The following is a 13,358-nucleotide window of genomic DNA, read 5'->3' on the forward strand; positions in this document are numbered from 1 at the left end:
ATTGCTTCGCTGCGCTCGCAATGACGACTGAGCGCAACAAAAAAGCGCGGGGTTCTTGCCCCGCGCTCTTCGTAAACATGCCTGTCTCCGAGTTTTACTCGCCGACGGCAGCCGCGCGGTCCTGCTTCTCGACGATACGCGCCGACTTGCCGCGGAGATTGCGGAGATAATAGAGCTTGGCGCGACGCACTTTGCCGCGACGCACGACCTTGATTGAGTCGATCATCGGGGAGAGCAGCGGGAACACGCGCTCAACGCCCTCGCCATAGGAGATCTTGCGTACGGTGAAGCTCTCGTTGAGGCCACCGCCGGAACGGCCGATGCAGACGCCCTCGTAGGCCTGCACGCGGGTGCGGTCGCCTTCGACGACCTTCACATTGACGATCACGGTGTCGCCGGGGGCGAATTCCGGAATGTCCTTGCCGGCGGAGAGCTTGTCGAATTGCTCTTTTTCGAGCTGCTTGATCAGGTTCATGGGTAAATCTCCATCGGCGCGCCCAGCCTTGAGAAACGGGGGCTGCGCGAAATTCGTCTATCCAGCCATTGCGGATTTGGCCGCTCCTATAAGGCAAGCCAAAGCGTTTGTCACCCGTCTGTCTTGTTTTTTGGCGTTTTTTGGCGTCCGGGCCGATTCGGCGCCTTGGCCCACAAATCCGGCCGCCGGGCCGCCGTCAGCGCCTCGGATTCCGCGCGCCGCCAGGCCGCGACCTTGGCATGGTCGCCGGAGGTCAGGATTTGAGGGATCGGAACCCCCTCGAAGAGCTGCGGACGGGTATATTGGGGGTACTCCAGCAGTCCATCGGAAAAGCTCTCATCGGTTCCGGAGGCCTCCTTGCCCATGACCCCCGGCAGGAGCCTGACGCAGGCGTCAATGAGCGCCAAAGCTGCGATTTCGCCGCCCGAGAGCACGTAATCGCCGATCGAGACCTCCTCGAGGCCCCTTCTGTCGATCACCCGTTGGTCGACGCCCTCGAACCGCCCGCAGACGATCAGCAGGCCGGGGCCTTGGGCCAGCTCAATGACGCGGGCCTGGGTCAACGGCCGACCCCTTGGGCTCATGAGCAACCGGGGCCGCTCCGGGCCTATCTCCGCGGCATCGATGGCGGCCGCCAGAATGTCGGCGCGCAGCACCATGCCCGGCCCGCCGCCGGCCGGGGTGTCGTCGACACTGCGGTGACGGTCGGTGGCGGAGGCCCGGATGTCGCGCGCCTCGAGCTCCCAGAGACCTGATGCCAGCGCTCGCCCGGCCAGGCTCACGCCAAGTGGCCCCGGAAACATGTCCGGAAACAGCGTCAGCACGGTCGTGCGCCAGGGTGAGGAGGTCGCCATGGCCGCTCGTTAGGGCATTGCGGCCGAGAGGTCGAGACCCCGTACAACCGCAGGCCCGTCAAAGCCGCCTGCGCCGCTCGCCTCAGGCGCCCGAACGATGCCCCTTGGGCTCGTCGGACAGATGCGATGCCAGCGCAAGTGCCAGCGGACATATCGCAAGTGCCGTTGCGGCGGTCGCCGCGGTCGCCGGCGCCGGGCCGACGGCGTCGCCCAGCAGGCCGTAGAGCACCGGCGCGATGGCACCCGATCCGATCGTGCCCGTGTAGAACAGCGCGAAGGCGCGCTCGGTGCGATGCGGCGGTGTGAGCTCGGGGACCGTCCCGTAGAGCACGGAGGATGTGCCGTTGAGCATCACGCCGAGCAGCGGCAGCAGGATGATGGCGGGCACGAGGGGCAACACAAGCACGGCCACGATCAGCGCCGCCGTTCCGCCTTCGGTGAGAAGCACGGTACGCAACGTGCCGACGCGTTCGCCGAGCCAGCCGCACGTGAATTTGCCGGCCGCGCCGCCGATGAAGACAAGCGCGAGAGCGAGACCGTTCGTCGGCAGGGATGCGCCCTTATCGCGCAGCAGGAAGGGAAGGAACGTGAGAAAGCCCATCCTGACCGCGCTGTCCAATATTCCGATCGCGAGCAGCCAATGGAAGCCGCCGCGGCCGGCGTGAGCCGCCCGCGATGGGCCGGCCGTCTTGCGTGTGGTCCCGGTCCCGACCGACGGCATCAGCAACGCGATGCCAGCGGCGACGAGCAGGCCTGCCATAGCCAGCAACAACAGCGCGTGCCGCCACGACATCACCACAAGCAACAGCGCGGTGAGTGCCGGGATCGCCGCTTTGCCGACATCGCCGCTAAAATTGTAGATGCCGAGCGGACCTCGCGCCGCCTTGCCGTAGGCGCGCGACACTGCAGCCGAGGCAAGCGGATGCTGAGTGCTCGAACCGGCTCCGGACACCAGGAGTGCCGCACCCAGCCCGATGACGCCGCCGGACAGCCCGGCGAAGACATAGCCGAGCGCCGCCAGCGCCGTGCCGAGAGCCAGAATGGTCCTCCCGTCGACCCGTTCGGCGATGCGGCCGGCGGGGATTTGGAGCCCAGCCATCGCGCCGGAATAGAGCCCGCGCATCACCGCCAGCAGCCCGTAGCTCAACGCGAACTCAGTCTGCCAGACCGGCAGCAGCACGTAGATCAGGTCGGTGTAGCCGTCGTGGATGGCGTGGTTGATGCCCGTCGCCGCGAGCGTGCGGGCGGCGCGGTTGCGTCCAGGCACTTCTGCTGCCAGGTCAGCCATGGGCATTTCCTGCGGGCGAAGACGATCGAGACAGAAAATCTGAGAAACGAAGTTTCGACATGCGGATCCGCGGATAGGGAAAGAGAAGCAATCCAAATGGCTTGCTTTCAATATGGACCGCTTTCAGCGCTCGTCACAAATCAGTAATAATCGGATCATGAGTTAGAAAATCTGGTGCATGCTCATGTTCGTCCCACGTCGCAGCCTGCCGCCCATGAACGCGGTCCGTGCCTTCGAGGCCGCCGCCCGGCTCGGCAGCTTCAAGGAAGCCGCCGTCGAGCTCAGTGTGACCCATGGTGCGGTCAGCCAGCAGGTTCGTCTCCTGGAGGAATGGCTGGGCGCGCCGGCGCTGTTCCGGCGATCGGTGCGGCGGGTGGTGCTCACGCCGGCCGGCGCGGCGCTCTTGTCCGAGTTCGGTCCCGCGCTCGATCGCATTTCGGCGGCCGTGCAGCAGCATCGCAAGCGGCGCGGTGAGCCGCCGGCGGCCGTGCTGCGCGTCAATGCGCTGGCGACGTTCAGCCTGCGTTGGCTGCTTCCGCGCATGAGCCGGTTTCGTGCCGAGCATCCCGATATCGAGGTCCGCCTGACCACGTCAAACGATCCGCTGGATGCGTTGCCCGAGTCGTTCGATGTGGTGATCCGCGGTGGTCCGGACAGTTTTCACGGCTTTGCATCGCGCTTCCTGCTGTCCGAACGCAGGTTGCCGGTGTGCAGTCCGTCACTGCTCGAGCAGCTTCCGCTGGCGGATGTCCCTGATCTCGCGCGCCACACCCTGCTGCACGTCTCGTCGATGCCGCGATTATGGCGCGACTGGTTGACCGATGCAGGCCAGCCGTCGCTCGAGCCCGCGGCGTCGCTGACGTTTGATCATTTCTATCTGACGATCCAGGCTGCGCTCGACGGCCTCGGGGTTGCCATGGGACCGACGGCGCTGATTGCCGACGATCTCGCGGCCGGGCGTCTGGTGACGCCGTTTCCCAGGATCAGCCTGCCGGCGCGCAGCTACTTTGCGTATTTCCCCGAAGGGCGCGACGACGATCCGCATCGCGCCGTGTTCTGCGACTGGCTCGAGCAGCAGGGGCGCCGCACGGGCTGAGGGCCGTTAGCGCTCCTCGCCCTCGATCTCCTGCGGCAGCGCGATCACGACGCGGCCGCCTGCAAGGTCGACCTCGGGCACCACCGCATTGGAAAACGGCAGCAGCAGCGTCGCGCCTTTGGGCGGCGCAATCTCGATGATGTCGCCGGCACCGAAATTATGGATCGCGACGACGCGGCCGAGCGCGTCGCCCGTCGTGGTGACGGCGGCGAGCCCGATCAGGTCGGTGTGGTAATATTCGTCTTCATCGGTCGCGGGCAGTTTTTCGCGCGCGACGTAGAGCTCGATGCCGTTGAGCCGCTCGGCCTCATCGCGGGTCGTGACGCCCTTGAACGTCGCGACCAGATGATCCTTGGCCTCGCGGGCCTGCGCCACCTCGAACTGGCGCTTGCCGTCCTTGGTGACAAGCGGACCATAGCGCCGCACGGCAAAGGGATCCTCGGTGAAGGTCCACAATTTGACCGCGCCGCGCACACCATGCGCGGCGCCGATCCGCGCGACGCAGACCAGCGCCGGCATGGGCTAGCCTTACGCCTTCGCGGCGGCTTCGGCCTGCGCCTTGCGCTCCTTGCGCGGCACGGCCTTCTGCGGGTTGTTACGCGCCTCGCGCTTCTTGACGCCGGCGGCGTCGAGGAAACGCATCACGCGGTCCGACGGCTGCGCGCCCTTGGCGAGCCAGGACTTCACCTTGTCCATGTCGAGCTTGAGGCGGGTCTCGTTGTCCTTCGGCAGCAGCGGGTTGAAATAGCCGAGACGCTCGATGAAACGGCCATCGCGCGGGAAGCGCGAGTCGGCGACGACGACGTGATAGACCGGGCGCTTCTTGGTGCCTGCGCGCGCGAGGCGGATAACGACGGACATGTTGGTCTCCTGAGTAGCTGTTAATTCAAAGTTCGGTACGTCATTGCGAGGAGCGAAGCGACGAAGCAATCCAGAGCGTTTCCGCGGAAGCGTTTCTGGATTGCTGCGCTTCGCTCGCAATGACGAGGCGAGAGAGTGACGTCACTTCTTCTTCCCCAGTCCGGGGAAGCCGCCGAGTCCGGGAAGGGTCGGCTTGTTGCTGAGGCCCGTGAGCCCCGGCACATTCGGTAGGCCCTGGCGCAGGCCCGCGGGCAAATCCTTCGGCAGGTTGGGCAAGCCCTGTCCACCGCCCGCGCCTTGCATCTTCTCCTGCAGCGCCTTCATCTCTTCAGGCGAGGGCATCTTCATGCCGCCGCCAAACCCCATCGCCTGCGCGATGCCGGCGAGCGGGCCGCGCTTGCCCGATCCCATGGCCTTCATCACGTCGGCCATGTTCCGGTGCATCTTGAGCAGCTTATTGACGTGCTCGACGCTCTGGCCGCTTCCGGCGGCGATGCGCTTCTTGCGGCTCGCCTTGAGAAGGTCGGGGTGCCGGCGCTCCTCGCGCGTCATGGAGTCGATGATTGCGACCTGGCGCTTCAAAATCCTGTCGTCGATGCCGGCGGCCGCGATCTGGTTCTTCATCTTGGAGATGCCGGGCATCATGCCCATCAGCCCGCTGATGCCGCCCATATTGGCCATCTGCAAAAGCTGCTCGCGCATGTCGTTGAGGTCGAACTGGCCCTTGCGCATCCGCTCGGCGGTGCGCGCGGCCTTCTCGGCGTCGATATTGGCGGCAGCCCGCTCGACCAGCGATACCACGTCGCCCATGCCGAGGATGCGCCCCGCAATACGGTCGGGATGGAAATCTTCCAGCGCATCGGTCTTTTCACCGGTGCCGATCAGCTTGATCGGCTTGCCGGTGACCGCGCGCATCGACAGCGCGGCGCCGCCGCGGCCGTCGCCGTCGACGCGAGTCAGCACGATGCCGGTCAGCCCGACGCGCTGATCGAACGAGCGGGCGAGATTCACGGCGTCCTGGCCGGTAAGGGAGTCCGCCACTAGCAGCACTTCATGCGGATCGGCGGCGGCTTTGATTGCCGCGGCCTCCGCCATCATCTCTTCGTCGAGCGTGGTGCGGCCGGCGGTGTCGAGCAGCACGATGTCGTAGCCGCCGAGCTTGCCCGCCTCGAGCGCGCGCTTGGCGATCTGCGGCGGCTGCTGTCCCGCGACGATCGGCAGCGTCGGAATGTCGAGATCGCGGCCGAGCACGGCGAGCTGCTCCATCGCCGCCGGGCGGTAGACGTCGAGCGAGGCCATCAGCACCTTGCGCTTGTCGCGCTGGACGAGGCGGCGGGCGAGCTTTGCGGTGGTGGTGGTTTTGCCGGAGCCCTGGAGGCCAACCATCATGATCGGCACCGGCGGCACCGAATTCACGTCGATGGTCTGGCCTTCCGCGCCGAGCGTGTTGATAAGCTCGTCATGGACGATCTTGACCACCATCTGGCCGGGCGTCACCGACTTCACGACGGTGGCGCCGATTGCCTGCTCGCGCACGCGTTCGGTGAAGCTGCGCACCACTTCGAGCGCGACGTCGGCTTCCAGCAGCGCGCGGCGCACCTCGCGCATCGCGGCGTCGACGTCCTTTTCGGTCAGCGCACCGCGCCCCGTCAGACGATCGAGGATGCCGCCAAGCCTTTCCGACAGATTGTCGAACAATGCCGTTGTCCCTTGTCCTGCTCGCGCAGGGTTGCCTCGTTCACCGCTGTCATGCCCCGGCTTGACCGGGGCATCCAGTACGCCGCGGCTTCTCGGTTCAAGCCGAGCTGCCTCCGGAATACTGGATCACCCGCATTCGCGGGTGATGACCCTCAATGTGCCTTGGCGCATTGCCCCAAGACGTTATTCCAAACACCTTTGCGCCCGAGGGCGCACAGCGCTGTCGGGCGTTGACCTCTGGCCTCCAGGACCAGTCGGCGGGTCGAAAAGAAAGCCTTTCCGAGAAAGTGCGCGGGGTTAAACGCCGCTCACGCCCAAAAGTCAAGGAAAGTTAGGGCGCCAAAGCGCATTTGGTAGGGTAACGCTCTGAAAATATAGTTCTTTTGGTGGCGGGTTCCAATTCCCGGAGCTCCGCCCATATAGCCGGTGATGACCTATCTCCGTTATCATCGCTAAAGCCCGCCCGTGCCGATCACCCGCCGCCGCCTGTTTGGACTGCTCGCCGGGGCCGGCGCACTGGTCGGCATTCCATCCCTTTGGATGTCTCGCATGAAAACCTATGACGGACCCGTCTCCGACCATTTCAATGGTCTGCATTTCTTTGATCCCGACGGCGTGCCGCCAAAGTCGCTTGCGGAGGTTTTCCGCTGGCAGTTCGGCGGCGGGCGCCAGCGCGCGACGTGGCCGGACTGGGCGCCGAGCCCCTACGCCGACACGCCGCCCGCGCGCGTCGACGGCGACAGGGTGCGGCTCTCCTTCGTCGGCCATGCGAGCTGGCTGATCCAGACCGGCGGCCTCAACATCCTCATCGATCCCGTCTGGTCGATGCGGGTCTCGCCGGTCGGCTTCGCCGGACCGAAGCGGCACAACGATCCCGGCATCGCCTTTGACAAGTTGCCGAAGATCGATGTCGTGCTGGTCTCGCACGGGCACTACGATCATCTCGACATCGCGACGCTGTCGCGGCTCGCCAAGAACTTTGCCCCGCGCGTGGTCACGCCGCTCGGCAATGACGTGACGATGCGCGGCGCCGATCCCACGATCAAGGTGGAAGGCTTCGACTGGCACGATCGCGTCGAGCTCGGCGGCGGCCTGACCGCGACGCTGGTGCCGACCCGGCACTGGTCGGCGCGCGGCATGTTCGACCGCAACAAGGCGCTGTGGGCGAGTTTTGTGCTGGAGACGCCAGCCGGCAAGATCTACGTTGTCTGTGATTCCGGTTACGGCGAGGGCCAGCACTTTCGTCGCGTCGCCGAGGCGCACGGGCCGTTACGTCTGGCGATCCTTCCCATCGGCGCCTATGAGCCGCGCTGGTTCATGCGCGACCAGCACATGAATCCGGAAGACGCGGTGAAAGCACTGCTGGACTGCGGCGCGCAAGCCGCGCTCGGCCATCATCACGGGACGTTCCAGCTCACCGACGAAGCGATCGACGCGCCGGCCAAGGCTTTGGTCGAGGCGCTCGATGCAGCGAAGATTCCGCAGGAGCGGTTCGTGGCGATGAAGCCGGGGCAGGTGGTGGAGATTTAACTCTCCACGTAAAGACTCGTCGTCCCGGACAAGCGCGCCTCAAGCGCGCGCAGATCCGGGACCCATAACCACAGGATTCTGTTTGGCGAAGTCTCGGGGTTATCTGCTTCGCGCCACAACCACTTCCTGTGGTTATGGGTCCCGGCCCCCGTGCGCAATTGCGCACTCGGCCGGGACGACACTGATATTGTTGCGGCAGTGTGCCTCTTGCGAGCGCTTTACTGCCCCGGCTTGATCGCCCAGCTCACATTCACCGTCACCGTCAGCGTTTCCTCGCCGGGCGCAACGGCGGCCGGCGCGGCGGCCATCGGCGCAGTGGCCATCCGGCCCTTGAACAGCGGCACCGGGCCGCCGCCTTCGGAGACGCTGAGCGGCGCGCCTAACGTGACGCCGGCGGCCTTGGCGTAGATCTCGGCCTTGCGGCGGGCATCGGCCACAGCCTGTTCGCGGGCACCGTCGAGCAGCTTCGAGGCCTGGGTCACCTCGAAGGAGATGTTGCCGATGTCATTGGCGCCGGCGCTGACCAGCGTGTCGATGATGCCAGCGACTTTCGTCACGTCGCGAATCTTGACGGTGACGCGATTGCTGGCGCGGAAGCCGACCACGGGCGAGGCGCCGCTGGATCGGTTCGGCGCATATTGCGGCTGCAGCGACAGCCGCGAGGTCCGATAGTCCTTCTCGTCAATGCCGGCGCCCTTCAGCGCCAGCAGCACCTTGCCCATCGCGGCGTTGTTGGCGTCGGCGGCCTCCTTCGCCGTCTTGGCGTCATTGGCGACGCCCGCGTCGAGCTGCGCGAGGTCAGGGGCCGCGGACACCGAGGCTTCGCCGCTGACCGAGATCACGGACGGGAAATCGTCGGCGCAGGCCGGCACGCTCAGTAGCGTGGTGGCGAGGACGGCGGCTAGAACGGATGTCAGCGCGGCGGGCTTTTTCATCGGTCTCACTTCAGTGGTACGTAGACATTGATCACGAGCTTGTCCTCCGCCGTCTTGAGGGGATCGGTGAGGTACTCCTCGATGAAGGTGTCCTTGGCTTCCAGCTTCTTGTCGTCGAGGTGATTGGTGATCGCCTCATAGGTGTTGTCCATGTTGTCGTAGGAACCGCGATGGACGAATTTCAGCGCCTTGCCCTCCGGCGATTTGCCGACGCTCATGTCCTTAGGCAGGTTCTTCGGATCCTGATCGACCGGGATCTCGGCGAGGAAGGTGAAGCCGGTGTCGTCGGTGGAGGTATAGACGATCATCGAATTGCCCGCCGGCTTGATGCCCTGCTTGTCGAGCAGCGCGGTCAGCGCCTTGAAGGCATCGATCAGGGTGTCGAAGGCCGAATCCCAATTGGCAGTGCCCTTGACCATCACGACCTTCTTCGCCTCGAGCGTGGTCTCTTGGCCGAAGGGGTCGGCGGTCTGCACCGGGGCCGGGGCGGCCGCGGCGGGCGGCGCCGTCGGGCTGGGCGCGGGTGAAGCGCCGGCGGCTGGCGACGACGGTGTTGCCATGGGTGCGGGCGAGGCGCTTACGGCCGGGGAGGGCGAAGCCGATGGCGCCGGTGACGGGCTCGCCGATGCGGCCGGTGCCGGGCTCGGGGTTTGTGCCAAGGAATCGGTCGAGGCGGCGGACAGGCCAAACGACATGGCCGCTGCCGGGATCAGCGCGGCTAGAGCGAGACGACAAAAGCGATTCATTTCATTCTCCCCAAGATCCGGCCAGCCAAGGCCTGACCCGCCAAGACCTTGCCCACCAAGGCCTTAACCCGGCTGTGCGCCATGCCGCGCGCCCCGGTTCGCGCGAAGGCCGCCGTTCTAACACGCGAGCGCCGAATTCGTCCCATGACAGATGCGTCATGGCAGATGCGCCTTGGCCATCCGCAGCAAATCACTGGCCAAGCCGCCAAGGATCGCCATATAAGGCGGGCGAAATTCGGGAATTTTCATGAGCGCGCTGGCCAACCACGCATTTGCCAAGATGAATGGCATCGGCAATGAGATCGTCGTTGTCGACATGCGCGATGCTGCGTCGGCGGTCACGCCGGATGATGCCCGCGCGGTGGCCTCGGGCAACGGCGGCGTGCCGTACGACCAGCTCATGGTGCTCCAGAAGCCGCGGCTCGATGGCACCGAAGCCTTTATCCGTATCTACAACAACGACGGCTCGGAAGCCGGCGCCTGCGGCAACGGCATGCGCTGCGTGGTGCGCCGGATTTTCGAGAAGACCGGGCAGACTACGGCGACGTTCGAGACCCGCGCCGGGCTGCTCAATTGCTGGCAGGGCCCGGCGCCCGATCTCTATACCGTCGACATGGGCGCGCCCAAGTTCGGCTGGCAGGACATTCCGCTCGCGGAAGAGTTTCGCGATACCCGCTACATCGAATTGCAGATCGGGCCGATCGATAACCCAATCCTGCATTCGCCGTCAGTGGTGAGCATGGGCAATCCGCACGCGATCTTCTGGGTCGACGACGTCGATGCCTATGATCTCGGGCGTTTTGGTCCGCTGCTGGAAAATCACCCGATCTTCCCCGAGCGCGCCAACATCACGCTCGCCCATATCGTCGATCGCGACCACATCACGATCCGCACCTGGGAGCGCGGCGCCGGCCTGACCAAGGCCTGCGGATCGGCGGCCTGTGCGACGGCGGTCGCCGCGGCACGGCTGAAGCGCACCGACCGCAGCGTCGAGATCACGCTGCCGGGCGGCAAGCTCGGCATCGAATGGCGCGAGCGCGACGACCACGTGCTGATGACGGGCACCGCGACCTTCGAATATGAGGGCACTTTCGATCCGGCGCTGTTCGCGCCGGTGACGTGATGGCCGTCGACGTCGTCACCTTCGGCTGCCGCCTCAATGCATTTGAGGCCGAGGTGATCCGCCGCGAGGCGGAAGGCGCGGGTCTTTCCGATACCATCGTCATCAATAGCTGCGCCGTGACCAACGAGGCGGTGGCGCAGGCGCGCCAGTCGATCCGCAAATTGAAGCGCGAGCGGCCACAAGCGCGGATTGTCGTCACCGGCTGCGCAGCGCAGACGCAGGTTGCGATGTTCGCCGACATGGCGGAGGTCGATCGCGTCGTCGGCAATGACGACAAGATGCGCGCGTCGGCCTGGCGCGAGACGCGCGATGCTTTCGACATCGGCGCCAGTGAAAAGATCGCCGTCAGCGACATCATGACGGTCAAGGAGATGGCGCCGCATCTCATCGACGGCTTTGCCGCCGGCCTGCCGCGCGTATTCGTGCAGGTGCAGAACGGCTGCGATCATCGCTGCACCTTCTGCATCATTCCCTATGGCCGCGGCAATTCGCGTTCGGTGCCGATGGGCGCCGTGGTCGAGCAGGTGCGGGCGCTGGTCACGCGCGGCCGCGCCGAGATCGTGCTGACCGGCGTCGATCTGACCAGCTATGGCGCCGACCTGCCGGGCGCGCCGAAGCTCGGCATGCTGACCAAGCAGATTTTGCGGCACGTGCCGGAGCTGAAACGGCTGCGGATCTCCTCGATCGACTCGATCGAGGCCGATGCCGATCTGCTCGATGCCATCGCCGATGACACGCGCCTCATGCCGCATCTGCATCTGTCGCTGCAATCCGGCGACGACATGATTTTGAAGCGCATGAAGCGGCGGCATTCGCGCGAACAGGCGATCAGGTTCTGCGAGCAGGTGCGCCGACTGCGGCCGGACATCGCGTTCGGCGCCGACATCATCGCAGGCTTTCCGACCGAGACGGAAGAGATGTTCTCGCGCTCGCTCGACCTCGTCGAAGAATGCGGTCTCACCTTCCTGCACGTCTTCCCCTATTCGCCGCGCCCCGGCACGCCCGCCGCGCGCATGCCGCAGGTCGCAGGCGCCGAGATCAAGGATCGCGCGCGGCGGCTGCGTGCCGCCGGCGAAGCGGCGCTGCGGCAGCGGCTGCAAGCCGAGCTCGGCGCGACGCGCGACGTGCTGATCGAGAGCGAGGGGCAGGGCCGCACGGAGCACTATCTGCCGGTGGCGGTTGCGGGTCAGCGGGTGGGCAGCGTCGTGCCGCTCAGGATCGCCGGCAGCGATGGCGAGCGGCTGACTATATAATCCGCTGTCGTCGCCCGGCTTGACCGGGCGATCCAGTACGCCGCGGCTTCTCCGCATCTCGTCACTGTCTCTGGAATACTGGATCACCCGCTTTCGCGGGTGATGACACCGTCAATTTGGTGACCGCCTGCCCCCCAACGTCGTCCTGGCGAAAGCCAGGACCGATACCGCGGAATCTATCCGTCACGTATGGCGGGAGTCCCGAACGACGAGTCTTCGCCAAACTACTCCCTGGGGTAATAGGTCCTGGCTTTCGCCAGGACGACGCCGTGAATTCGGCGATAGCGTGCGCGCCTTGCACACCCCTAAAACGCCCTTACCTGCCAGAACCGCAGCGTCCGGCGCGCGTTCTCCGGCGTCATGCGGGCGAAATGGCCCTGCGCTCTTGTGAGATCCGCCGGCTTCATCGCGCCGGTGGCGTAGCGGCTTTCGAGCACGGCGGCGGTGGTTTCCCAACTGAGTTGTGCTGCGCGGCACGGCACGAGCAGGCCGTCGTCGCGCAGGCTCTGCATCAGCGGGCGGATGACCTCGACGGTAGACTCGGCCAGCGCCGCCAGGGCCGCCACGGTCTCCTCATAGCGCCGCTGCGTGGCGAAGCCGAGCAGCGTCCCTTCGCTGAGCCGGCCGGTCGCCTTGAGGTTTGCGATGGCGCGCTTGGCACCTTCGAAGTCGCGGATGCCCGACATCTCGCGCTCGACGCCCAAGGTCACGGCTGCGATCGCGCTCTGGATCTCCTCGAACAGATGCGGCGGCGCGCGCGACAACAGCCGCGTGCGAACCGCATCGCTCGCCGAGCGCAGCAATTGGCGCCGCAGTTCCGAGGGCAGGTCGACGCGGACGCCGACGCTCACGGCCAGTTCCGGATCGGCCTCTGCCTGTCCGACGATGACGGAAAATCCGGCTCCCGAGACGCGCGCGCCGGGATTGGCGGCGAGCCTGCGACTCACGCTCGGATAGCGGCGCGCCAGCAGCGCGTCGGTGACGATCTCCTTCAGCCACCAGCGGCCGGCGACCGCGAGCAGATGCGGCTCGCCCTTGGTCGACGCGATCTTCACCAGCTCGGCATCGTCGAGACGTGCGGATTCCTGGAGCACGGGACCCGCGATGCGGATCTCGTCATTGCTGGCGAGGCGGCGGATGACGGATGGCGGTGCCTGCGCGATCGGCGCAAGCTGCGTGCTGATTTCGGCGAGCGCGATGCGCGCTGCCACATCGGCGATCGCGCGCAGCTCGATGGTGCCGATCAGGCGCTCGAGCACGTCGTCGAACAGCGCGATCTGTTCGTCGCTGAAACTGCCGGCGCAGGACAGGAACAGGTCGGTGACGCGCCGGGCAGTTTCCAGGCCCTTTTCCGCCGAGCCAAACCGAATTGCGGATTCGACCTCGTTGATGATCGATAGCTGGGCCTTGGGCATCACGCGCTGCTCGTCCTGAGCGGAATTACGGAAGCTTGTTCTGAGCAACCGCTATCATTAGCGGCGAGCGCTGAACGTTTCGTA

General features: G+C 65.8%; 13 protein-coding genes. 4 read left to right on the forward strand and 9 right to left on the reverse strand.

What is annotated here, in order from left to right; genetic code table 11:
- Positions 1–94 precede the first annotated feature (94 nt).
- The 3 genes from rplS to MTX21_RS26745 form a co-directional block, all read right to left on the reverse strand.
- Positions 95–475 (reverse strand): 50S ribosomal protein L19, encoded by a 381-nt coding sequence (rplS, locus tag MTX21_RS26735; RefSeq protein WP_063707858.1) that lies wholly within the window; start codon positions 473–475, stop codon positions 95–97.
- A 110-nt stretch (positions 476–585) separates the two neighbouring features.
- Positions 586–1,329, reverse strand: coding sequence for a tRNA (guanosine(37)-N1)-methyltransferase TrmD (trmD, locus tag MTX21_RS26740; RefSeq protein WP_280967653.1), 744 nt, complete (start codon positions 1,327–1,329; stop codon positions 586–588).
- A gap of 82 nt (positions 1,330–1,411) precedes the next feature.
- Complete coding sequence (locus tag MTX21_RS26745; protein ID WP_280967654.1) at positions 1,412–2,617, reverse strand: MFS transporter; 1,206 nt, start codon at positions 2,615–2,617, stop codon at positions 1,412–1,414.
- A 184-nt stretch (positions 2,618–2,801) separates the two neighbouring features.
- Here MTX21_RS26745 and MTX21_RS26750 point away from each other — a divergent pair, with 184 nt between their 5' ends.
- The gene (locus MTX21_RS26750; RefSeq protein ID WP_280971164.1) at positions 2,802–3,713 is read left to right on the forward strand and encodes a LysR substrate-binding domain-containing protein; all 912 of its coding nucleotides are present in this window, start codon (positions 2,802–2,804) and stop codon (positions 3,711–3,713) included.
- Positions 3,714–3,719: 6 nt separating this feature from the next.
- Here the strand turns inward: MTX21_RS26750 and rimM are convergent, their stop codons facing one another.
- The 3 genes from rimM to ffh form a co-directional block, all read right to left on the reverse strand.
- On the reverse strand, positions 3,720–4,232 hold the full coding sequence (gene rimM, locus MTX21_RS26755; protein WP_280967655.1) for a ribosome maturation factor RimM: 513 nt from the start codon (positions 4,230–4,232) through the stop codon (positions 3,720–3,722).
- Positions 4,233–4,241: 9 nt separating this feature from the next.
- A complete protein-coding gene (rpsP, locus tag MTX21_RS26760) occupies positions 4,242–4,574 on the reverse strand; it encodes a 30S ribosomal protein S16 (RefSeq protein ID WP_280967656.1) in 333 nt (110 codons plus the stop codon).
- A gap of 141 nt (positions 4,575–4,715) precedes the next feature.
- The gene (ffh, locus tag MTX21_RS26765; protein ID WP_280967657.1) at positions 4,716–6,272 is read right to left on the reverse strand and encodes a signal recognition particle protein; all 1,557 of its coding nucleotides are present in this window, start codon (positions 6,270–6,272) and stop codon (positions 4,716–4,718) included.
- Between the two features lie 465 nt (positions 6,273–6,737).
- Here ffh and MTX21_RS26770 point away from each other — a divergent pair, with 465 nt between their 5' ends.
- A complete protein-coding gene (locus MTX21_RS26770; RefSeq protein WP_280967658.1) occupies positions 6,738–7,802 on the forward strand; it encodes an MBL fold metallo-hydrolase in 1,065 nt (354 codons plus the stop codon).
- Positions 7,803–8,020: 218 nt separating this feature from the next.
- Here MTX21_RS26770 and MTX21_RS26775 read toward each other — a convergent pair whose 3' ends face one another.
- On the reverse strand, positions 8,021–8,737 hold the full coding sequence (locus MTX21_RS26775; RefSeq protein ID WP_280967659.1) for an SIMPL domain-containing protein: 717 nt from the start codon (positions 8,735–8,737) through the stop codon (positions 8,021–8,023).
- 5 nt (positions 8,738–8,742) lie between these two features.
- Positions 8,743–9,483, reverse strand: coding sequence for a GyrI-like domain-containing protein (locus MTX21_RS26780; RefSeq protein WP_280967660.1), 741 nt, complete (start codon positions 9,481–9,483; stop codon positions 8,743–8,745).
- Positions 9,484–9,730: 247 nt separating this feature from the next.
- On the opposite strand from MTX21_RS26780, the gene dapF reads away from it, so the two are divergent.
- Positions 9,731–10,606, forward strand: coding sequence for a diaminopimelate epimerase (dapF, locus tag MTX21_RS26785; RefSeq protein WP_280967661.1), 876 nt, complete (start codon positions 9,731–9,733; stop codon positions 10,604–10,606).
- A complete protein-coding gene (gene mtaB / locus MTX21_RS26790) occupies positions 10,606–11,859 on the forward strand; it encodes a tRNA (N(6)-L-threonylcarbamoyladenosine(37)-C(2))-methylthiotransferase MtaB (RefSeq protein ID WP_280967662.1) in 1,254 nt (417 codons plus the stop codon). The genes dapF and mtaB overlap by 1 nt, the downstream gene beginning before the upstream one ends.
- Before the next feature lie 305 nt (positions 11,860–12,164).
- Here the strand turns inward: mtaB and MTX21_RS26795 are convergent, their stop codons facing one another.
- Positions 12,165–13,274 (reverse strand): DUF2336 domain-containing protein, encoded by a 1,110-nt coding sequence (locus tag MTX21_RS26795; protein WP_280967663.1) that lies wholly within the window; start codon positions 13,272–13,274, stop codon positions 12,165–12,167.
- Between the last annotated feature and the right edge of the window lie 84 nt (positions 13,275–13,358).

Source organism: Bradyrhizobium sp. ISRA430 (genome assembly GCF_029909975.1).
Taxonomy (GTDB): domain Bacteria; phylum Pseudomonadota; class Alphaproteobacteria; order Rhizobiales; family Xanthobacteraceae; genus Bradyrhizobium.